General features: G+C 71.0%; 12 protein-coding genes and 7 pseudogenes. 7 read left to right on the top strand and 12 right to left on the bottom strand.

The features are described 5' to 3' along the window. The first annotated feature begins 457 nt into the window (after nucleotides 1–457). On the top strand, nucleotides 458–1852 hold the full coding sequence (locus L2X98_RS12515) for an HNH endonuclease signature motif containing protein (RefSeq protein ID WP_259611111.1): 1395 nt from the start codon (nucleotides 458–460) through the stop codon (nucleotides 1850–1852). A 70-nt stretch (nucleotides 1853–1922) separates the two neighbouring features. Here the strand turns inward: L2X98_RS12515 and L2X98_RS21175 are convergent, their stop codons facing one another. From L2X98_RS21175 to L2X98_RS12500, 5 genes and pseudogenes are all read right to left on the bottom strand, one after another. Continuing rightward, complete coding sequence (locus L2X98_RS21175) at nucleotides 1923–2276, bottom strand: glycosyl hydrolase-related protein (protein ID WP_354003052.1); 354 nt, start codon at nucleotides 2274–2276, stop codon at nucleotides 1923–1925. Then, nucleotides 2245–2805: a glycoside hydrolase family 38 C-terminal domain-containing protein gene (locus L2X98_RS21170; protein WP_354003051.1), complete on the bottom strand. Its 561-nt coding sequence runs from the start codon at nucleotides 2803–2805 to the stop codon at nucleotides 2245–2247. Before L2X98_RS21170 ends, L2X98_RS21175 begins: the two co-directional genes overlap by 32 nt. Before the next feature lies 1 nt (nucleotide 2806). Further along, the gene (locus L2X98_RS21165; RefSeq protein ID WP_354002772.1) at nucleotides 2807–6769 is read right to left on the bottom strand and encodes a glycoside hydrolase family 38 N-terminal domain-containing protein; all 3963 of its coding nucleotides are present in this window, start codon (nucleotides 6767–6769) and stop codon (nucleotides 2807–2809) included. After that, nucleotides 6714–7418, bottom strand: coding sequence for an excinuclease ABC subunit UvrA (locus L2X98_RS12505; protein WP_259611110.1), 705 nt, complete (start codon nucleotides 7416–7418; stop codon nucleotides 6714–6716). Before L2X98_RS12505 ends, L2X98_RS21165 begins: the two co-directional genes overlap by 56 nt. 525 nt (nucleotides 7419–7943) lie before the next feature. Beyond that, nucleotides 7944–11633 (bottom strand): annotated as a pseudogene (locus tag L2X98_RS12500) (proline dehydrogenase family protein). 137 nt (nucleotides 11634–11770) lie between these two features. On the opposite strand from L2X98_RS12500, the pseudogene L2X98_RS12490 reads away from it, so the two are divergent. Continuing rightward, nucleotides 11771–12655: pseudogene (locus L2X98_RS12490) on the top strand (LysR family transcriptional regulator). Nucleotides 12656–12662: 7 nt separating this feature from the next. Here L2X98_RS12490 and L2X98_RS12485 read toward each other — a convergent pair. After that, entirely contained in the window at nucleotides 12663–13046 is a 384-nt protein-coding gene (locus tag L2X98_RS12485) for a thioesterase family protein (protein WP_354002771.1), read from the bottom strand. Here L2X98_RS12485 and L2X98_RS12480 point away from each other — a divergent pair. The 3 genes and pseudogenes from L2X98_RS12480 to cofE all read left to right on the top strand — a co-directional run. Continuing rightward, nucleotides 12999–13119: pseudogene (locus L2X98_RS12480) on the top strand (thioesterase family protein); the annotation flags it as partial. The gene L2X98_RS12485 and the pseudogene L2X98_RS12480 overlap by 48 nt on opposite strands. A 326-nt stretch (nucleotides 13120–13445) precedes the next feature. Further along, complete coding sequence (locus tag L2X98_RS12475) at nucleotides 13446–13952, top strand: GNAT family N-acetyltransferase (RefSeq protein WP_259611108.1); 507 nt, start codon at nucleotides 13446–13448, stop codon at nucleotides 13950–13952. Next, nucleotides 13940–14733: pseudogene (gene cofE / locus L2X98_RS12470) on the top strand (coenzyme F420-0:L-glutamate ligase). Before L2X98_RS12475 ends, cofE begins: the two are co-directional and overlap by 13 nt. Before the next feature lie 57 nt (nucleotides 14734–14790). Here cofE and L2X98_RS12465 read toward each other — a convergent pair. The 6 genes and pseudogenes from L2X98_RS12465 to L2X98_RS12435 all read right to left on the bottom strand — a co-directional run bounded on the left by L2X98_RS12465 (nucleotide 14791) and on the right by L2X98_RS12435 (nucleotide 20974). Then, nucleotides 14791–15375, bottom strand: a complete 585-nt coding sequence (locus tag L2X98_RS12465; RefSeq protein ID WP_259611107.1) for a DUF4097 family beta strand repeat-containing protein — start codon at nucleotides 15373–15375, stop codon at nucleotides 14791–14793. 288 nt (nucleotides 15376–15663) lie between these two features. Next, nucleotides 15664–16342: pseudogene (locus tag L2X98_RS12460) on the bottom strand (response regulator). After that, nucleotides 16330–17615: pseudogene (locus L2X98_RS12455) on the bottom strand (sensor histidine kinase). The pseudogenes L2X98_RS12460 and L2X98_RS12455 overlap by 13 nt, the downstream one beginning before the upstream one ends. Before the next feature lie 63 nt (nucleotides 17616–17678). Next, nucleotides 17679–18683 carry a cytochrome b/b6 domain-containing protein gene (locus tag L2X98_RS12450; protein WP_259611106.1) on the bottom strand — a complete coding sequence of 335 codons (1005 nt, stop codon included), beginning with the start codon at nucleotides 18681–18683 and terminating at the stop codon, nucleotides 17679–17681. 535 nt (nucleotides 18684–19218) lie between these two features. Beyond that, nucleotides 19219–20187: pseudogene (locus tag L2X98_RS19485) on the bottom strand (electron transfer flavoprotein subunit alpha/FixB family protein). A gap of 10 nt (nucleotides 20188–20197) precedes the next feature. After that, nucleotides 20198–20974: an electron transfer flavoprotein subunit beta/FixA family protein gene (locus L2X98_RS12435; RefSeq protein WP_259611105.1), complete on the bottom strand. Its 777-nt coding sequence runs from the start codon at nucleotides 20972–20974 to the stop codon at nucleotides 20198–20200. 102 nt (nucleotides 20975–21076) lie between these two features. Here L2X98_RS12435 and L2X98_RS12430 point away from each other — a divergent pair, with 102 nt between their 5' ends. Together L2X98_RS12430 and L2X98_RS12425 are read left to right on the top strand one after the other, a co-directional pair. Then, nucleotides 21077–21613 (top strand): MarR family winged helix-turn-helix transcriptional regulator, encoded by a 537-nt coding sequence (locus tag L2X98_RS12430; protein WP_259611104.1) that lies wholly within the window; start codon nucleotides 21077–21079, stop codon nucleotides 21611–21613. A gap of 130 nt (nucleotides 21614–21743) precedes the next feature. Beyond that, nucleotides 21744–22073 (top strand): PadR family transcriptional regulator, encoded by a 330-nt coding sequence (locus tag L2X98_RS12425; protein ID WP_259613310.1) that lies wholly within the window; start codon nucleotides 21744–21746, stop codon nucleotides 22071–22073. The last annotated feature ends 1 nt before the right edge of the window (nucleotide 22074 follow it).

Here is a 22074-nt window from a genome sequence, read left to right as displayed (position 1 = left end):
ACAGCTCGTTGAGCGACGAGCTGCCCACAGCCCGTTGAGCGACGAGCGCAGCGAGGAGACGAAACGCGGTCAGCCGGGCCGGTCAGACCGCCCCACAGCTCGTTGAGCGACGAGCGCAGCGAGGAGACGAAACGCGGCCAGCCGGGGCCAGTCAGACCGCCCCACAGCTCGTTGAGCGACGAGCGCAGCGAGGAGACGAAACGCGGTCAGCCGGGGCCAGTCAGACCGCCCCACAGCCCGTTGAGCGACGAGCGCAGCGAGGAGACGAAACGCGGCCAGGGGGGCACAGTCAGTCCGCCTCTTTGTTCGCATATCGGTCAGATCTGAAGGCAAGGACGAGGGGATGCTGATACCGACCAATATCGCGGAATAATCACGAATCGACCATTGACATGGCGAAGCTTCGTTCGATACACTGGAGGTAGTTCACCCGAGGAGCAGACCGGAGGTTTCGCTGATGTCATCACCGTCTGCGGGCCGGTCTGCGGTGCTGTCGGAGTTGGATCAGCTGGTCGAAGACCTGACCGGGTCGCGGGCCCTGGCGGCGCGGGCGTTCGCGGCGGAGATGTTCTTCTTCGAACGGGTCGCCGGGGTAGTCGAAGAGCGGGAACGGGAACGCGCCGCCCGGGACGGGAACGGGGCGGTCACCGCCTCGTCGCAGTTGGGGATGCGGGAGGTGTACGCCGAGGTCGCGGCCGCGTTGCGGCTCAGTGAGTGGCAGGTGGCGCGGAAGGTGTCACAGGCGTGGAGCCTGACCCACCGGTTCTACGAGACGCTGTGCGAGGCCAGCGACGGCCGGATCTGGCCGGAGCATGCGACCCTGATCGCGGAGACCGGTGCGGTGATCGAAGACGATCAGGTGCGCCGCCAGTACGAGGCGGTCGCTTTGGATATGGCGGGGGAGATGACCCCGGCCCAGTTGCGGCCGGCGCTGTCCGGGCTGGTGTCCCGGCTGGACCCGGAAGGCACCCAGCAGCGGGTCCGGGACGCCGTGAAACGGCGGAGGGTGACGGTGCGGGAGTTGGAGCCGGGGCTTGCCCGGGTCACCGCCGACCTGCCCACGGCGCAGGCCGTGGGCGCATACAACCGGGTCCAGCAGATGGCCACCGACCTGTACGAACAGAACCAAACCGACCAAGCCGCAGCTCAAGCCGACGCCGGCGTCGATGCGGGCGGCCTGGTGGTTGATGAGCGGACGCGGTCGCAGATCATGGCGGACGTGTTCAGCGACCTGCTGCTGACCAACATCCCCGACGGGCACGGTGCCACCGACCAGGCCAGAGAGAACCTCGGGGCGATCACCGGGACGGTGCAGGTCACCATCCCGGCCAGCACCCTGACCGGGCAGACCACCGGCGGGGCGACCGTGGTCGGGTTCGGGGCGATCGATGACCAGACCGCCCGGGACCTGGCCGGGGCGGCCCGGGCGTGGACCCGGGTGTTCACCGACCCGTGCACCGGGGTCCCCACCCGTGTGGACCGGTACCGGCCCTCGAAGCGACAACGGCTGTTGCTGCGGGTGCGGGATGAGCACTGCCGGTTCCCCGGCTGCCGCCGCCCCGCCCACAAATGCGACATCGACCACACCCTCGCGTACGCCGAGGGCGGGCAGACGTGCCTGTGCAATCTGGCACACCTGTGCAAACGCCACCACACCCTCAAGCACGAGACCGACTGGACCGTGATCCAGCGGCCCGGCGGGATCCTGGAATGGACCGCACCCACCGGCCGCACCCACCACACCCGACCACCCGGCACCGTCAGATTCGAACCCATCGCGCTGATCGCCGACGAACCACGACACAGGCACGAGATCAGCCACGCCCTCGCCCGCGACCCCGCACCCTTCTGACGCGGAAGCGCCGGCGCGTGGCGTGCGGCCGGTGAGAGCAGGGGGTCTGCACTGACATGTGCAGGCAGAGTCACCGGCGCCGCACCCGCAGCGTCGCGATCTCGAACGGACGCAGCGGCAGCTGCACCGTGCCGTCCACGACCGGCAACGACTCCCCCGGCCGCTCCAGCAGATCGGTGTGTACGACGTCTCCGGCCGGCAGGGTGAGGGATGCCGTGGCCCGCCCGCCGCGCGCCTCGTACACCCGCACCACCAGATCGCCCGAGCGATCGTCGGCAAGCTTCACCGCGCTCAGCGCGGCACCCGTCACGCGCACGAGGGGTGCGACCTCGGGCCCCGTCGCCGGGAGGAGCGGCGCCGCGAAGCGGGATGCGGCGGCTGCGGCATCCGTCTCATCCGTGCCGATCACGAGCCCGTATCGCATGCGCTGCACGCCCTGATCGGTATGCGGATCGGGATACCGGGGCGCGCGCAGGCATCGAGAACCGCGCGACCTGGACGATCCGGCCGTCGTGCTCGACCCGGGTCGCGTCGAACCCATAGCTGCTGTCGTTCAGGAACGCGACTCCGAACCCGGGCTCGCCCAGCACGAACCAGCGCTGCGTGTGCTGTTCGAACCGGGCGGCATCCCACGACGTGTTCGTGTGCGTCGGCCGCGCGTGGTGGCCGAACTGCGTCTCGACGATCACCTGGTCGCCGAATACGTCGAGCGGGAACGCGAGCTTGAGGAACTTCTCGGTCTCGCGCCAGTCGACCTCGTTGTCGATGTGAAGGGTGCGGCCGTCGTCCGACAGGGTCAGCCGCTGCGTGATGGCGGATGCGCCGAACGTCGCCCGCACGACGATCGCGTCGCCGTCCCGTTCGGCACGGACGACGGTGACATCGACGGCCGAGCCGCGATAGTGCGCGTCGACGTCCCACGCATCCCACGCATTCGGGAAGTCCCGATGCAGCTCAGCACGTTGCCGGAAAGCCCCGCCGGGATCGCGTCCCGCCCGGTCGCGCGCTGAATCGCAGAGGTGATGCGGCCGGCGGCATCGACCGCGACACGGACGTGCGCACTCTCCAGCACGAAGCCGTCGTCGGATGCCGCGACCCGGCCGGCCGCGGCATCCGTGCCGACGCCGACCCCACCGGCCGGCACGCCGCGCTGCGCGACGACGGCGGGGTTGATGAGCATTCCCCCTCGCCATGGCGCACCCCGAGCGCGCGCAGCGCCTCGTCGACGATCCCCTGCAGCGTCCGCTCGATCCGCGCGTACCGCTCGCGCGCCTCGCGGTGCACCCACGCGATCGACGATCCGGGGAGGATGTCGTGGAATTGCAGCAGGAGCACCTCGCGCCACATCCCGTCGAGCGCCTCGTACGGATACCGATGCCCAGCCCGCACCGCCGCGGTCGCCGCCCACAGCTCGGCCTGACGCAGCGCTCCTCGCTCGTGCGATTGCCCTGCTTCATCGCGTGCTGGCTGGTGTAGGTGCCCCGGTGCGAGCTCGAGGTACAGCTCGCCGCGCCACACCGGCGGATCGGGCAGCTCGGCCTTGGCCTGTGCGAAGAAGTCGTCCGGCGTCTGCCAGGCCACACGGGCACTGCCCTCGAGGTCGCCCAGTCGCGCCGCGCGGGCGATCATCTCGCGGGTCGTCCCACCGCCCCCGTCGCCGTGACCGGTGGGGGCCAGCGAAGAGGACGCCACCGCCATCTCGGCGAACTGCCGCGTCGCGCGGGCGAGCTCTGCTCCCGACAGCTCGGCCTCGTAGGTGTCCATCGGCGGGAAGTGCGTGAAGATCCGGGTGCCGTCGATGCCCTCCCAGGCGAAGGTGTGGTGCGGGAAGCGGTTGGTCTGATTCCACGACATCTTCTGGGTGAGGAACCACTCGAACCCGGCTCCGGCCAGGATCTGCGGCAGCGCTCCGGAATAGCCGAAGCTGTCCGGCAGCCATGCGCCGCGGGACTCGACTCCGAACTCCTCGCGGAAGAACCGCTGTCCGTAGGCGATCTGTCGGATGAGCGACTCGCCGCCCGGCAGGACGGCATCCGTCTCCACCCACATCCCGCCCACCGGGATGAACCGTCCGTCGTCCACGGCCTGCCTGACGCGGGCGAACACCTCGGGTCGCTCGTCGCGCAGCCACGCGTACTGCTGCGCGCTCGACATCGCGTAGACGAACTCGGGATGCTCATCCAGCAGCCGGGTCATGGATGCCGCGGTCCGGGCGACCTTGCGCACGGTCTCGCGCAGCGGCCAGAGCCAGGCCGAGTCGATGTGCGCATGACCGATCGCTGCGATCCGCTGGGCGCTGGCCTCGGCCGGCGCGGCGAGCACGTCGGCGAGGGCGGCGCGCGCGGAGGCGGCGGTCCCGGCGACCTGCTGCAGGTCGATCAGGTCCAGCGCCCGGTCGAGGGCGTGCAGGATCCGGGCGCGGCGGGTCGAGGCATCCGGCAGCTCGACGGCCAGCTCGAGCAGCACCTCGACATCGTGCACGAGTTCGAACACCTCGGGTTCGAACACGCACAGGTCCGCCCGCCTCAGCCGATACAGCGGCGCTTCACCCGCGGTCTCCCATTCGCCGACACCGGTGGGCCGGAACGGCGCGGCCAGGTCGAGCACGACCGGGTTGGACGCGGCCTCGATGAAGAACTCGACGGTCGCTTCGACGACGGTGTCCCCCGTCTCGATCGGCACCCACTGCGCGCGGGGATGCAGGGCGCGGATCGGGGTGCCGTCGGCGCGGTAGACCAGCCCCTCGGCCTGGAACCCCGGGACGGCGCTGTTGAAGCCGAGGTCGATGACCGCCTCGACCCGCTTCCCGGCGAAGGATGCCGGCACCCGCCCGCTCACCCGGAACCACGCCGTGTCCCACGCCCGCCCCCAGGCCGCGCCGATCGCCGTCGGCGCGAACGGTCCGCTCAGTCCCTCGGCGACCGGGATCGGCTCGCCGCCGACGACGTGCGCCGCCAGCTCGAGCGGATGCGGATCAGAATGGATCGCCGGCCGCAGCCGCTCCTCGAGCACCCGGCGCGCCCGTGCGATCGTCAGGGTCTGGTGGTCGTGCATGGGTGCTCCTTCAGGTGGGCCGCGAGGTACGTCCCGGTGATGCCTGCCGGGCGCCGTCACGAGGTCGTCGACGGTGCCGGCGAACACGACCCGCCCGCCGTCGACTCCGCCGCCCGGGCCCAGGTCGACCACCCCGTCGGCGTTCGCGATCAGGTCGAGGTCGTGCTCGATGACGATCACCGTCGCACCGTGCTCGACCAGGCGCTGCAGCACGCCGATCAGCACGCGCACGTCGAGCGGATGCAGGCCGACCGTGGGCTCGTCCAGCACGAACACGGCGCCGTCCTGCCGGCGCCGCAACTGACCGGAGAGCTTCAGGCGCTGCGCCTCGCCACCAGACAGCCCCGGGGTCGCCTCGCCCAGCGTGAGGTAGCCGAGCCCGAGGTCGACCAGCGTCTGCAGGTGCGGCCGCACCTGCGGCATGGCGCCGATCGCGTCCAGCGCGCCGGCGACGGTCAGCGCGAGCACGTCGGGCAGGCTCATCCCGTTCTCCAGCCGCGCCGCGTCGGCCTCGGGCGCGTATCGCGAGCCCCGGCACACCGGGCAGGTGATGTCGATGTCGGGCAGGAACTGCACGTCCAGCGACACCTCCCCGGTGCCGTCGAGCGCGGGCAGCGCAGACTCCCGGTGTTGTACGAGAAGTCGCCGAGACCCCATCCCCGGCTGCGTGCCGCTTCGGTCTCGGCGAACGCGCGGCGCAAGCCGGTCCATCACGCCCGAGTACGTGGCCACGGTCGAGCGCACGTTGATGCCGATGGGTGCGGCGTCCACCACGTACACCTGCGTCAACGGCGCACCGGTGATCTCGAGCGCGGTGATGGGGTGCGGCATCCGGCCGCCGTCGATCCGTGCCCGCAGCGCGGGGATCAGCGCCTCCAGGACGAGGGTGGTCTTGCCCGAGCCCGACACGCCGGTCACGGCCATCAGGCGTCCACGCGGGATGTCGACATCCAGCGCGTGCACGGTGTGCAGCGGGGCCGTCGCCAGGTGGATGCGCCCGTGCGCGAACAACTCGTCCGCACGCGCGCGGTCGCGGACGAGCACCGCCGTGCCGCCGGACAGGAACGGTCCGAGCCGCGACGCCACAGACGCCGCGAGCTCGTCTGCGGTGCCGGCGGCGATCACCCGCCCGCCGTCGGCTCCCGAGGCGGGGCCGATCTCGATCAGGTGCGACGCCTGGCCGAGCACCTGCACGTCGTGGTCGACGAACACGACCGAGTTGCCGTCGGCCAGCAGGTCGCGCATGACGCCGACGAGCCCCTCGACGTTCGCCGGGTGCAGCCCGATCGACGGCTCGTCGAGCACGTACAGCACACCCGTCGTGCGGTTGCGCACGGCCCGGGCCAACTGCACGCGCTGCCGTTCGCCGGTCGACAGCGTGGCGCTCGCCCGGTCGAGGGTGAGGTACCCGAGCCCGAGCTCCCGCAGCCGCCGCGCCATGCCGGCGAGCGTGTCCGCCAGCGCCGATGCCATGGCGCGCATCTCGTCCGGCAGGGCGGCGGGCACGCCCGCGGCCCACTCCACGATCTGCTCGAGCGTGTAGGCGGTGGTTTCGGCGAGGTTCACCTCACCGATGCGAGGCGCCCGTGCCGCAGGCGACAGCCGCGTTCCCCCGCAGTCGGGGCAGACCGTCTCGGTGAGGAACCGTGCGACCCGCTGGTAGCGCTTCTCGTCGGTGGCGCGCTCGAGCTCCTTCGTGACCGTGAGGCGCGCGTTTCGGAAGGTGAAGTCGAGGTCGTGCAGGCCCCTGCGGCTGGTGACGACGATGTGCTTCTTCTCTTCGGGCCCGGCCAGCACGACCTGCTTCTCACGGTCCGTGAGGTCCCGGTACGGGATGTCGGTGCGCACCCCGAACTCGCGCACGATGTCGGGCTTGCACGTTGAACCCGAACATGTTCCACGGCGCGACCGCGCCCTCATCGATCGTCTTGCCGGCGTCGGGAATCAGCGCGTCGTCGTCGACGCCGCGGACGATGCCGGTGCCGGAACAGGTTGGGCAGGCCCCTTCCGAGTTGAACGCGAGCGCTTCAGCCCCGGGCGGATGCACCCTCTCGCCACAGACCGGGCAGAACATCGGGGTCTCTGCGGCCACGTCGATCGTCGGCGGCACGCGGTGGCCGTTGGGGCACACATGCGAAGAGAGCCGTGAGAACATCAGCCGCAGCACGTTCAGCAGTTCGCTGGAGGTGCCGAACGTCGAGCGCACCCCCGGCACGCCGGGTCGCTGGCGCAGGGCGAGCGCGGCGGGCACGTGTTCGACGCTGTCGATGTCGGCACGGGATGCCTGCGCCATCCGGCGCCTGGTGTACGTCGACAGCGCCTCCAGATACCGACGCGACCCCTCGGCGTAGAGCACGCCCATCGCCAGCGACGACTTGCCCGATCCGGACACGCCCGCGATCCCCACCAGCCGTTGCAGCGGCACGTCGACGTCGACGCTCTTCAGGTTGTGCACGCGGGCTCCGCGCACCCGGATCCGATCGGGCGCGGAGGTGGGCTCGGTCTGTGTCATCCCGCCATTGTCCCGCGCCATCTCCCACGTCGTCCGGGCGCTCACAGGAGCGCTCGCTCGAACACGAAGACGTCGGCACCGGTGCCCTGTCGAACACCGAGCTTCGGTCCGCGGAGGACTACCACGGTCATATCGCCGCCACCGTCGACACTGACCGTCATCACCGTCGCGCCGCTCTCGCCCGGCTCGCTGTCGCCTCCGCCTCCGCCTCCCAGCTGCCATGTGCAGTCGGCCGAGTACGGCTCCCCATAAGGAGGTCCCATACCGTCTTCCACCCCACGGGGAAGTCCCGTGACATGACACGTCCCGTCCTCGGCGAGGTCGAGCGCGGCGTTCGTCTCGAAGTTCGTCCACGTGCCGAGGCAAGCTGCGTCCTGTCTGGCAGAACGAGCTGCGCGCATGCGCTCATCACCATCGACAGCAAGACGAGGCTCCCCGCGCTGATGGCGAGTCGCTTACCGCTCGCGCCCAGCCCCATGCTCATGGCCGAACCTTACAACCCGCCCCGCGCGAGCTTCACGGGGGTCAGATCACGTTCTCGGACCAATCGTCGGGGTTGCCGAACCGGTGCGCGGTGATGGCGATCGCCTGCTCGTGCAGGAACGGCAGCAGCTCGAGCCTGCCGGCGGTGGTCACCTCGTTGTCGTACACGGCCAGGTCCGGGTCGCCGTCCACGGCCGCGGCGAGCGCTCGGTGCAGTGCGGACACGCTCTGCGGCCGGCCGAGCAGCCGCACCCGCGGCGGTCGAGCGCCCGCGGCGCCGACCCGCTGCATCCACTGCGCGTCGCTCTCGACGAACACCGGCACCCCCTGCGCGGACAGCACTCGTCGCACCTCGGCGGGCAGCCCGGTCGACAGCGACAGCGTGAACGCCGACCCGGCCCGCACGCCGGCTAGAGCCACGCGCAGCACTTCCTGCAGCTCGGCGTCGGCGGTGGCGCGCACCGCGACCGGCAGCGGCCGATAGCGGAACAGGTTCCGTTCGATGCCCAGATGCGAGACATCCTTCACCTGGCCGAACTCGCGGTCCCACCCGATCGCGTCCGACAGCGCTGCCCGGCGCAAGCCATTCGAAGGCGGGGTAGTCCAGCGACGGTTGCGCGGCCTCGATCACATCCGTGATGCGCGAATCGAGCCCGCGCAGGTGCAGGGTGGTGGAGGCCGCCGCTCCGTGCGAGGCGCGCCACGACCCGAGGCCGATGAGATAGTTCGGGCCGCCGGCCTTCGTGCCGGCCCCGACCGACGAGCGCTTCCACCCGCCGAACGGCTGACGCTGCACGATCGCGCCGGTGATGCCGCGGTTCACGTACAGGTTGCCCGCCTCGACGCGGTCCAGCCAGGTGGCCAGATCGTCCGGGTTCTGCGTGTACAGCCCGGCGGTCAGTCCATACGCGACGGCGTTCTGCAGCTCGATGGCCTCGGCCAGCGACGACGCGTGCATCACGCCCATGACCGGGCCGAAGAACTCCTCGCGGTGGAAGCGCGAACCGGGTTCCACGCCCACGCGCACTCCGGGCGTCCAGAACCGGCCCGCCGTCTCAGGACCGAAGTCGAGTGAGCGCGGCTCGATGAGCCAGCTCTCCCCCTCGGCGAGGGTGGTCAGGGCCCACTCGAGCTTGCCCTGCGGCTTCTCGATCACCGGGCCGACCTCGGCCATCGGGTCGGACGGCGGACCGACGCGCAGCGAGGTCACCGAGTCCATGAGCTGACGGCGGAACCGCTCCGACTTGGCCACGGCGCCCACGAGGATCACCAGTGAGGCGGCCGAGCACTTCTGGCCGGCATGTCCGAACGCGCTCTTGACGAGGTCGGATGCCGCCAGGTCGAGGTCGGCGGAGGGCATCACGATCATCGCGTTCTTGCCGCTGGTCTCGGCCAGCAGCGGCAGCTCGGGCCGCCACGAGCGGAACAGCGCCGCCGTGTCCCACGCCCCGGTGAGGATGATGCGGTCGACATCCGCGTGCGTGATCAGCTGCCGGCCGAGCCCGCCTTCGTCGATGTCGACCAGCGCGAGCAGCTCCCGCGGCACCCCGGCCTCCCACAGGGCCTCGCTGATGACGGCCGCGCAGCGGCGTGCCTGCGGGGCGGGCTTGAACACGACCCCGGACCCGGCGGCCAGAGCGGCCAGCACGCCGCCGGTGGGAATGGCGATCGGGAAGTTCCACGGCGGCGTGACCACCGTCACCTCGGACGGCACGAACACGGCCCCGGCGATGCTGTCCAGCTCGCGCGCGCAGGCGCCGTAGTACTTCGCGAAGTCGACGGCCTCGCTGACCTCGACATCCCCCTCGCTGAAGACCTTCCCGGTCTCGGATGCCGCGACCTCGATGAGTTCGCCGCGGCGCGCCTCCAGGCTCCGTGCGGCAGCCTGCAGGACGGCCGACCGCTCGGCCGCCGGCGTCGCCCCCCAGGCCGCGCCGGCCGCCCGGACCCGCGCGACGATCTCGTCGAGCGCAAGCCGGGTCGGTCACGCGCGCCGCCGCCAGCGTCGCATCGCCCGCCGTCGAGGTCTCGATCCGACCGATCACCTCGTCAGCCCACTCGCGGTTCGCCGGCAGCGCCGGGTCGGAGTCGGGTGTGTTGCGGAACCCGGGTGCGCCCACCGCACGGGTCCCGGATTCGCGTGGCGAGAACACCGCGGTCTCGACGAATCCCTCGCCGCCGAACAGCAGCTCCTCCGCGTCCGGCGAGACGGCCTCGGTGTCGGCGAGCGCCGGTACGACCTGCTCGGCGGCTGCCGAGCGGGCGATGCTGATCACGGCCTCGGTCAGCTCGTGATCCGGGCCGGACGGGGCATCGCGCCGCCTTCGCGCAGGCTCGCCGTTGGCGGCGACCTCGGCGGTGCGATCCTGCGTCCGGAACGGTCCGGTGTGCAGCGCCGGGTCGGCCGAGCGCTGCACCGACGTGAGGAAGCGTCCCTTCTCCCGGTCGAACAGCGAGAGGTCCTCGTGCAGCTCGAACGCGGCCGAGAGGAAGTTCTCGGTGGAGGCGTTCTCTTCCAGGCGGCGCACCAGATAGCTGATCGCGACGTCGAACTCGCTCGGCTTGACCACCGGGACGTACAGCAGCACGGGACCGACCTCGCGCGAGACGGCCTCGACCTGCCCCTGAGCCATGCCCAGCAGCATCTCGAACTCGATGCTGTCGCGCACGCCCCGCTCGCCGGCCAGCAGCCACGCGTAGGCGATGTCGAACAGGTTGTGTCCGGCGATCCCGAGCCGCACCGCGCGGGTGCGTTCGGGTGCAAGCGCCGCGTCCAGGCACCGCAGGTAGTTCGCGTCGGTGTCGAGCTTGCGCGAGTACGGGCTGCCGGCCACCCGTGCATGACGGCGTCGACGTGCTCCATCGCCAGGTTCGCGCCCTTCACCAGGCGCACCTTGATCCGTGCACCGCCGGCGTCGACCCGTCGCTGCGCCCACTCGGTGAGCCGGTCGAGGGCGGGCTGCGCATCCGGCAGATACGCCTGCAGCACGATCCCGGCCTCGAGGCCGCGCAGCGCGGGCTCGTCGAGGATGCGGGTGAACACCTCGACGGTCAGGTCGAGGTCGCGGTACTCCTCCATGTCGAGGTTGACGAAGGTGCCGGTCTGCGCGGCGGTCAGATACAGAGGGGTGAGCCGTTCGACGACCGATGCGACGACCTCGTCGTACGCCCACATCGACAGATGGCTGACGACGGCGGAGACCTTCACCGAGACGTAGTCCACGTCGGCGCGGCGGATGAGCTCGTGCACGCCCTCCAGGCGCCGGTGCGCCTCGGCCTCGCCGAGCACGGCCTCGCCGAGCAGGTTCAGGTTGAGGCGGTGGCCGGTTCCGCGCAGCTTCTCGATCGTCGGGCCCAGCTTGTCCGGCCGCGCGTCGACGATCAGATGCCCGACCATTCCGCGCAGCACCCGCCGCGCGATCGGCACCACGGGATACGGCAGGATCGGGGCGACGGCGCCGCCCACCCGCACGGCCGCGCGCAGATACCAGGGCAGGAACTCCGGCACGAGCGGTGCCACGCGACGGAGGTTGGATGCCGCGGCCGCCAGGGACTCGGGGCGCATCACGCCGTCGACGAACCCGAGCGTGAACGGCAGCCCGTTCTCGTCCTGCAGCACCCCGCGAGTCTCTGCGCGGCGGGGTCCACCTGCGCCACCGCTGACTCGTCCACCCATCGCTGCGCCAGAGCCACGGCCTCGTGGGCGAGCTCCGGCGTGTGCGCCTCGTTCATCTGCACTCCCGTCTGGCTCATCCCAGACTGCACCACATCATGCTTCACCCTTTCAGGATGCGGCATCCGACTCATTGTGAATAGTGATGATCTACGATGGATTCACATCGGGATTCTCGATGATTGAGGAAGGCTGCATGTTCGAACTCCGCCGACTCCGGATGCTGCACGAGCTCGCCCTGCGGGGCACGCTCGCAAGCCGTGGCCGATGCGCTCGCCTACAGCCCGTCGACGATCTCGGCAGCGCTCGGACAGCTGGAGCAGGAAGCCGGTGTCACGCTGTTCGAACCGGACGGCCGCGGCGTGCGGCTGACCGCGCACGGGCGGCTCCTGGCGGCCCACGCGGAACGCGTGCTCGAACTCGACGAGCAGGCACGGGGCGAGCTGGAGCGGCTGCAAGCCGGGCGCGGCGCCGGTGCGCGTGGCCGTGATGCAGACGGCGGCGCAGGCGATCCTCGCTCCCGCCCTCTCGATCCTCGCCGACACCGAGCCCAGTCTGCGCGTCGAGGTCGCCGAGGTGCCGCCGGAAGAGGGGCTGTTCGAGCTGTCGGCACGACGGTTCGACCTCGTGATCGCCGAACAGTACCCGGGGTCCGCGCGCGAGCACCGCGCCGACCTCGACCGCGTCGTGATCGGCCGCGACCCGATCCGGCTCGCGCTGCCGCCGCAGGACGACGCCCGGGCGCTCGCCCGGCTCGCCGATCGGGCCTGGGCGATGGAGCCGCGGGGCACCGCCGCGCGGCGCTGGGCGGTCGAGCAGTGCCGCGCCGCCGGGTTCGAGCCCGACGTGCGGTTCGAGATCGCCGATCTGACCGCGCAGGTGCGGCTCATCGCCGCCGGGCACGCGGTCGGGATGCTGCCGGACCTGGTCTGGACCGCCGTCGCACCCACCGCGACGCTCGTCGACCTGCCCGGCGCGCCGGCGCGCGAGCTGTTCACCGCCGCACGGCGCTCGACCGCGCAAGCGCAGCGGCATCGTCGCGGTGCGCGCCGCCCTGGATGCCGCGTTCGACGCTCGCTGAGCCGGCGCTACTCCCAGACGCTCGGCGCGGGCGCCTTCGTCGACGGCAGTGCCGAGCCGGTCGCCCACGTCTGCACCCACGGTTCGAGCGGCGGGAGGTCATCGGGGCGGTAGAGGGCCTCGAAGAGCTCGTCGAGGGAGACGATGCCGCCGCTGCGTCGGAGGAAGCGGGCGCGGACGATCATCTCGGCGTATATCTCTCCCTTCACGACTGCGCGGTGCACCATGTACACCGACTTGTCGTCGTGGCCGGCGAGGCGCGACTCGACGGTGAAGCGCTGCCACAGCTGCAGGGACTTGCGGAAAGTGATGGTCTCGCTCGCAACGACCGCGTACCAGCCGCGCTGGTTGACGACATCACGCTGCCCACCGATATCGACCTGCTCGGCCACATGAACAACGGACGGTACGGCTCGCTGTTCGACCTCGGCCGGTTCGACCTGCTCATCAGAACCGGCATGTGGGAGCGCAGCCGCACGCGCCCGACCGATCGCGGCGCTATGACGCCGTTGCGCCGCAGCATCGCCTTGGCGCGCAGGATTGTCATGAGGGTCCGCCACCACACGTTCACGAGGGGCGATGCTAGCGCTGTCAGCGATGGGTCGCCCTCATCGATTGTGTGATGCCCACAATTCAGCGAACAGCGTGACTCGTCATAAGTGGTCGCTCTGACTGCGATCATTCCAGCCACTCGCGTCACATGACGCGAGATTCAGGTTCGCCGCTCACCTACGTAACCCTGCGTTGACCCGCCGATTTCCCCCGGCGACCGGGCCGCGTAGAGTCTGGCCATGGAAGCCGAACTGCAGACCGACATCGTCGTCCGTCCGGTCCGGGACGTGGATGCCGAGGCTCTCGGCCGCGTGCACGCGACGTGCTGGCATGAGACCTACGACCATCTGATCAGCCACGCGGCCCTGGAGCGGATCTCGCCCCGGCGCCTCGCCGAACTGTGGACCCACTGGGCCGTCCAGGGCGACGAGTTCAAGATGAGCGCCGCCCTCGTCGACGGCGAGATCGTGGGATTCGTGGGCTCGGGGCCCGCCCGCGACAAGGACGCCCCGCGCAACCGCGAGCTGTACTTCATCTACCTGCTTGCGAAGTACCACGGCAGCGGGATCGGCAAACAGCTGTTCGACGCTGCCGTCGAGGAGGGCGAGCCGCTCTACCTCTGGGTCGCCGAGGACAACCCGCGTGCGCACCGGTTCTATCTGCGCAACGGGTTCGCGCTGGATGGCGCGAGCCACACCGAGCCGTTCCTCGGTGAGCAGCTCACCGAGGTCCGATTCGTCCGCTGATCGTGCTGCAGATCTGGGCCCTCGAGGGCATCCCCGAGATCAGCACCGGCGTCGACCTGGTACGGGTCATCGCCGACGCGGCGGACGGCACCCTGGCCGACGGCGACATCCTCGTCGTCACGTCCAAGATCGTCTCCAAGTCCGAGGGGCGCACGGTCGCCGCCGATGACCGCGAAGCAGCCATCACCGCCGAGACCGTGCGGGTCGTGGCATCCCGCACCTCCGAGTCGGGGCACATCACCCGGATCGTGGAGAACCGGCTGGGAGTCGTCGCGGCCGCCGCCGGGGTCGACTCGTCGAACACCCCGCACGGCACCGTGCGCTGCTTCCGCAGGATCCGGATGCCTCGGCCCGCGCGATCGCGACGGGTCTGCGCGCCCTGCTCGGCGTGACGGTCGGCGTGATCGTGTCGGACACCCTGGGCCGCGCCTGGCGCGAGGGCCAGACCGACACCGCCATCGGCGCCGGCGGCGTCCGCGTGTTCGAGGACCTGCGCGGGCAGACGGATGCCGAGGGTCGGCCGCTGGTCGTCACCATGCCGTGCGTCGCCGACGAGCTGGCGGCGGCCGCCGATCTGGTCAAGGGCAAGGCTTCGCGCCTGCCGGTCGCCGTCGTCCGCGGCCGCGCCGATCTGGTCGGCGACCTGGATCTGCCCGGCGCCCGTTCGATCGTGCGCCCCGCCGAGCGGGACATGTTCCGCGTCGGCACGGACGAGGCCTACGACCAGGGCTACGCCGCCGGCGTGGAAGACGTGTGGGAGGACGGCGGCTCCGGCCGCTGACCTCCCACCGTCCCCCGCTCGTCAAGGGCGCTCGTCGAGGGCACTCGTCGAGGGTGCTCAGCGCCCCGAGCGGAGCACGACGTGCCCGGCCGAGACATCCACGTCCACCGTGCTGGACGCCCCCGGAGTCGAGCCGATGCGATTGTCGAACGAACCCGCCGAGAGCTGCGAGGTCACGTCGTACTCGCCGGCCGGCACCGTCACGTTCATGGCTCCCGCGCTCGCGCTCAGCTTCACCTGGTCCGGCTGCGCGCCGGTCAGGGTGGCGTCGATGTCGCCCGCGCTCACCTCGAGATCGGCGGTGCGCACCCCGGAGAGCCGGATGTCGGCATCCCCGGCGCTGAGGTCGGCGGAGACCGACTGCGCGCTCCCGCTCACGGTCAGGCGCCCCGCGCCCACCGTGGCCTCGAGGTCGCCGAAGTCGCCCTCGGCGGTGAGCGTCCCGGCCGCCTGGTCGAGGTTGACGTCCAGTCCGGCCAGGGAGTGCGGCAGCTGGAGCACGGCCTCGCCGTTGCCATGGCCGAACCAGCCGCCCCACCAGTGGAATCGTCCGTCGGGCGCGGCGACCACGAGCTCCGAGCCGTCCCGGCGCAGCGTCCACTGGTCGGCGCGGAACGTGCTGGTCACGGTGAGCTTGCGCATCGTCGACGTCCGAGAACTCGACACGCAGCGAGCCGGCGTTCAGATCCGCCGACAGCGCGTCCACCCCGTCGACCGCGATCGATCGGCTCGTGGTCTCCTGCGATCCGGACAGGAGGGTGGACAGCACGGCCGAGGTGACGCCCCCGACGACGATGAGGGCGCCGAGGACGATTGCCACGATCGCCACCACGCGCGCAGTGCTCGACCCCGGCGCCGGCGGCTGCGGGGTCGGCGGCTGCGGCGCCGGCGACGGCGGGAGCGGCGGGGCGCCGGTGGTGTTCATGGTGCTCATCGGGTCTCTCCTGACTGCGGCGTGTCGCCGCTGTGTGCGATGTGGGCGAGCGCGGCCTGCACCCGCCGGTTGCCCGACTGGTCGGGCTCGAGCTCGAGCTTGGAGAACACCGAGGTGATGTGCTTCTCGACGCTCCCCTCGGTGATGTACAGCGTCTGCGCGATCGCCTGATTGGACTTGCCCTCGGCGATCAGCGCCAGCACGGTGGCCTCGCGTCCGGTCAGCCGCAGCATCCGCTCGTCCTGGGCGCGCCGGCTCAGCAGCTGGGCGACGACCTCGGGGTCGAAGACGGTCGCCCCGGCGGCGATCTGCTCCACCGTCTGGACGAAGTCCGCGACATCGGCCACCCGGTCCTTCAGCAGGTAGCCCAGCGCCCCGCCGCGGCCGGCGATGAGGTCGGCCGCGTAGCGCTCCTCGACGTATTGCGACAGCACGAGGATCGGGAGGGTCGGATGCTGATCGCGGATGCGCAAGCGCGGCCCGGATGCCCTCGTCGGTGCCGGTCGGCGGCAGCCGCACGTCGAGGATGCACATGTCCGGTGCGGTCTCGGCCAGCGCCTCGTCCAGGCCGTCGGCGTCCGGCAGTGCGGCGACCACCTCGTGGCCGGCGTCGTCCAGCAGACGGGCGAGCCCCTCGCGGAGGAGGACGGAGTCCTCGCAGATCAGAATGCGCACGGGACGCTCACCTCGACGCTCGTCGGGCCGCCGACGGGGCTGTCCAGGCGGAACGTGCCGCCCACCCCCAGGACCCGGTTGGACAGTCCGTCCAGTCCGCCGCCGGCGACCACGGTCGCGCCGCCGATGCCGTTGTCCTCGATCCGCGCCCAGAGGATGCCGCCGTCGCGCTGGCGCACGGTCACGCGGCACTCCGCCGCGCGGGAGTGCTTGGCCGCGTTGGTCAGGGTCTCGGCGATGACGAAGTAGACGGCGGCCTCGGCCTGGGGGCTTGGAGCGCTGGGTGATCCGCGCGTCCAGCGCCACCGGCACCGGCGAGCGGGCGGCCAGGGCCGACAGCGCGGCATCCAGTCCCCGGTCGTCCAGGACGGACGTGTGGATGCCGCGGGCCAGCTGTCGCAGCTCGGTGATGGCCGCCTTCGTCGACGTGTGCGCCTCGGCGATCAGCGCCTTGGCCGCCGTCGGGTCGTCGTCGATCTTCTGCTGGGCCAGGCCCAGGGTCATCCCGACCGAGACCAGCCGCGGCTGGACGCCGTCGTGCAGATCGCGCTCGATGCGGGTGCGCTCGACGTCGGCGGCGCGCACCGCGCCCACCCGCTGCTCCTGCGAGGTGCGGGCCTGCTCGGCCAGCTGCGCCTCGCGCGAGGGCACCAGGATCGCCCGGGAGAGCACGCCGTGCAGCGCGGCCAGGCCGACGAGGCCGGCGAGGCTCGCGACCAGGGCGATGATCCCCACGACCACGGCCCAGCTGATCGGCACGTCCACGCCGATGCCCTGCAGAGGCACGGTCGAGTCGTCGCCGCGCACCAGCGGGGCGAAGGCCACCACGACGCCGGAGGCGGCGATGGTGACGAGCGAGAGCGTCGCCCAGCCGAGGACGGCCGAGACGCCGGCGTTTGCGATCCCGCGCCACATCGAGCCGTCGATGAACTGCAAGCCAGACGGTGCTGAGGAACCCGACGAATCCCGGCCGTCCACTCACCCGCGGCCGGCGGGGCGCCAGGCCGAAGCCGTACAGCCCCTCGACCCGGGCCACTTCGAGCCAGGAGAACCCGAACAGCGCGTAGACGAAGAAGAGCAGCACGAGCAGCCCGACACCGAACGCGAAGGTGAGTCCGATCCCGGTGGCGAACAGGGCGATGAGGATTCCGAAGATCACCGCCCAGGCGACACCGACGAGGGCGAGCTGCGCGATCGCGCCCAGGATGAGTGGGGGCGAGAACAGCCGGACGGTCGAGCCGGGCCCCGCAGCGGAGGGGGAAGTCGTGGTCATGACTCCACGGTAGGGCGAAGCATCCCCCCGCACAGCGTGGGGATCTGGAGACGTGACTTCGGGTTATCCCCCGGTCAGCGGCCGCTCACCGTGCCGAACAGCCGCGCGATGGGCGCGAGCACGAGCGGGCGGGCCGCCACCCAGCCGATCCCGACGACGACCATCGCGCCGATGAAGAACCAGAACCCGACCCAGCTTGCCGCCGCCGTTGGCCGCGAACATGCTGTTCAGGTTGTGCAGGGCTCCGGTGGTCAGCACGAGGAACACGTGGCCGACGATGAACAGCGCGAACACCAGCATCACCGGGAAGTGCACGGCGCGCGCCCACTCGACCGGGTAGGCCTTGTTCAGCGCCTTGGCGTTCTGCGGCCAGATGCCGCTCATCCGGACGCCGGTGACGGCCGCCAGCGGAGCGGCCAGGAACACGATCGCGAAGTAGGTCAGCTGCTGCAGGCTGTTGTAGTTGACCCAGCCGTCCTCGATCGGCCAGTCCAGCGACACGTACTGCAGCCCTGCCGAGATCGCGTTCGGGATGACGTCCCAGCTGGTGGGCACGAGCCGCATCCACTGCCCGGTGGCGAATAGCAGGATCACGAAGATCACACCGTTGACCAGCCACAGGATGTCCAGCGACTGATGGAACCACAGCGCGAGGGTGATCTTGCGCTTCGGGTTCGTGCGCGGACTCCAGTACGCGCTCGGCCGCTTCTGATGGCGCACGGTCAGACCGGAGCGGATGATCAGCACCATCAGGAAGATGTTGAAGAAGTGCTGCCAGTTCACCCAGGCGGCGAAGCCGACCGGCGCGCTCGACGGCAGCGCGTATGCGCCCGGGTAGGCGGTGAGGAAGTCCTGCATGAACGAAAGGCTGAGGAACCACCGCATCAGCAGCACGACCATGCCGGCGGCGAACAGCAGTCCCGCGCCGGCGACGATCACGGCGCCGGCCCACTGGACTCTGGTGAAGGGGCCGTAGCGCTTCGGCTCGTCAGCGACGATCGGGGTGCGCTTCGGGATCGTGCGGGCCCGGTCGGCCTCCCAACGCGCCGCGGCGGTCCCGGCGAACACGGTCTGCTCGTACGGGAGCGGCGCCAGGGCAGGGGCGGCGGGTTCCGGGACGGATGCCGCGACCTCGGCGGGCGCGGGAGCCGTGGCAGGTGCCGGAGCCGTGGCGGCGGCCCCGGGACGGGGCAGGCCCGTGCGGCGGCCGGCCCTGGCCGGCTCCGGAGCCGCTGCGACTGACTGGGCTGGTTCGGCGACCTGGTCGACGGTCGGCCCCGCGGACTCGGTTGCGACGGCGGCCGCGGAGCCCGCCGGCGGCCACGGCTCGCCGCCAGAGGTGCGCGGCAGGCCGCGGCGCAGTGCACCCCCAGAGGTCCCTGAGCGAGGAGCGAAGCGACGAGACGAAGGGCCGGTCGCCTCTTCGGCGACGACGGGAGCCGCTACCGGCCCTTCGTCTCGCTCCGCTCGCTCAGGGACCTGGGAGTCCGCTCGCTCAGGGACCTGGGGGAGCGAGCGACAGCGAGTTCGGCGGGCGGCCACGGCTCGCCGCCAGAGGTGCGCGGCAGGCCACGGCGCAGTGCGGGTCCGTAGGTCGCCACGGCTACTGCTTCCGCGCGTTCAGCGTCTCGATCAGCTGCGGCACGACGGTGAACAGATCGCCGACCACGCCGAAGTCGGCGATGTCGAAGATCGGGGCATCCGCGTCCTTGTTGATCGCCACGATGGTCTTGGCCGTCTGCATGCCGGCCTTGTGCTGGATCGCGCCCGAGATCCCCAGGGCGACATACAGCTCCGGCGAGACCGAGACACCGGTCTGACCGACCTGGTAGGACTGCGGCACGTACCCGGCATCCACCGCCGCCCGCGAGGCGCCGACGGCGGCGCCGAGCGCGTCGGCCAGATCGTCGACGAGCGCGAACTTGTCGCCCGAGCCCAGCCCCCGACCGCCCGAGACCACCTTCGCGGCGCCGCGCAAGCTCCGGCCGAGACGACACCTCGGTGGACTCCTGCACCGACTCCACGGTCGCCGCCTTGCGACCGGATGCCGTCACCTCGAGCATCTCGGAGGCGACCGGCTTGCGCGTCGGCGCGGGCGTCCACGGCACCCTCGCGCACGGTGATCACCGGCGCGCCGAACGTGGCCGCCGAGTCGACGTTGTACATCCCGCCATAGACGGAGTGATGAGCCACGACGCCCTCTTCGTCCCGCGAGACGCCGACGGCGTCGATCGCGAGCGCGGAACGGGTCCGGGCGGCGTAGCGGCCCGCGACATCCCGCCCGTCCACCGAGTGCGAGACGAGGATCGCGTCCGGTCCGACGGCGTCGGCGGCCGCAGGCCAGGGCGTCCACGATCGGGACGGTCAGCTCCGTGCCCGGGCTCGCGACCAGGACGCGCGCGGCACCGAGGGCGGCCGCGGCATCCGCCAGCTTCTCGTCGCCGACGACCAGCGCGACGGGCGTGCCGATGCCGGATGCCGCGCCCAGCAGGGCGGCGGACGATTTGGCGAGCTCGCCCGACGGGGCGACGTCCAGCAGGACGAGGATCGAGTCTGCAGCGTATTCAGCCATCTGTGCCACCTCAGGCCAGTCGGTTCGAGATAAGGAATTCGGCGAGCTTCGTGCCGGCATCGCCCTCGTCGACGATCTTCGTGCCCGCCGTGCGCGGCGGCTTCTCGCTGATCGCGACCATGATCGACCGGGATGCCGCCGGGTCGGCCGGATCGACGCCGAGGTCGACAAGCGAACGGGTCTCGTACGGCTTCTTCTTGGCCGCCATGATCCCCTTGAAGTTCGGGAAGCGGGCGTCGGGGAGCCGCTCGGTGATGGAGATCACCGCGGGGAGCTGCGCCGACACCGTCGCCGTACCGCCGTCGATCGCCCGCTCGCCCGACACCTTCTCGTCCGTCAGCTCCACGGAGTTCAGGCTCGTCAGCTGGGGCACGTCCAGCAGCTCGGCGAGCATGGCCGGCATCACCCCGCCCGAGCCGTCGGTGGACTGATTGCCGGTGATCACCAGGTCGAACCCGGTCTCGCGGATCGCCGCAGCCAGCGCCTCGGCCGTCAGCCCCAGATCGGCGCCCTGCAGCTGCTCGTCGACGATCTGCACCGCCGAATCGGCACCCATCGCCAGGGCCTTGCGGATCGTGGCCTGCGCGGATTCGGGAGCCATCGACAGCACGACCACCTCGGTCCCCGCGTTCGCTCCGGCGTGAGCGAGCGCCACCTCGAGCGCACGGCCGCCGATCTCGTCGAGCACCGTCTCACTGGCCGAGCGATCGGCCAGGCCCGTCTCGAGATTCAGTTTTCGGTCCCCGTAGGTATCCGGGACCTCCTTGACCAGGACGACGATCTTCATTGGCTCTCCTTCGTCGTGTTCGAGTCTATTCAGACGGCGGGGTCCGCCACAGCCGCCAGTGGGGAAACGACTACCGTGGACTCGGAAGAACCGGAGGTGATTGTGGCTCGCGTGAAACGACTGCCCGTCGACCCGATCGCCGAGGCGCGGCGGCAATGGCTCGCGCACGGGTGGACGGATGCCGCAGGCGGCATGACCCTGGTCACCTCGATCATGCGCGCACAGCAGCTCCTGCTCGCGCGGGTGGACGCGACGCTCAAGCCGTTCACGCTCACGTTCGCCCGCTACGAGCTGCTCACGCTGCTGCGCTTCACGCATGACGGACGGATGCCGATGGCCTCGGCATCCGCGCGACTGCAGGTGCACCCGACCAGCGTGACGAACACGGTCGATCGGCTCGAGGCATCCGGTCATGTGCGGCGCGAGCCGCATCCCGAGGACGGACGGGCCACGCTCATCGTGCTCACCGACAGCGGGCGCGCGCTGAGCGAGCGGGCCACGGACGCACTGAACACGGCGGTGTTCGAGCAGCCCGGGCTCTCGGCGCAGGACACGGATGCGCTCGTCGGTCTGGTGGCGAGCTTGCGCCGCAATGCCGGGGACTTCGAGGACCCCCGCCCGGCGCCCGACCCGCTCTGACACCCTTCTTCGTCCGCTCCACGCTCCGCCGAGAGATCGGCGCTACTCAGTGTTGCCAACTACCGGTACTTAGTGTTATCGTCTACTGGTAGTCAGCAACACCAAGTAGTACCGAGCAGTGGGAGGACAGATGGGCAAGCAGACCACCGAGATGCTCAAGGGCGTTCTCGAGGGCATCATCCTCGCCGTCCTCGCGCGTCGCCCGGCGTACGGATACGAGATCACCGCGTGGCTGCGCGAGCAGGGGTTCGCCGACATCGTCGAGGGCACCGTCTACGCCCTCCTCGTGCGGATCGAGCAGCGCGGACTCGTGGATGTCGAGAAGGTCCCGTCCGAGAAGGGGCCACCGCGCAAGGTGTACTCCCTGAACGCGCAGGGCCGGGACCAGCTGACCGAGTTCTGGAGGACCTGGAGCTTCCTCGTGAACCGACTGGAACAGCTCCGTGAAGGAGAAGACTGAC

This window comes from Microbacterium elymi, assembly GCF_021582895.2.
Taxonomy (GTDB): Bacteria; Actinomycetota; Actinomycetes; order Actinomycetales; family Microbacteriaceae; genus Microbacterium; species Microbacterium humicola.
The sequence above is the reverse complement of the archived record's forward strand: the minus strand, read 5'-3'. Positions and strand labels throughout refer to the sequence as shown.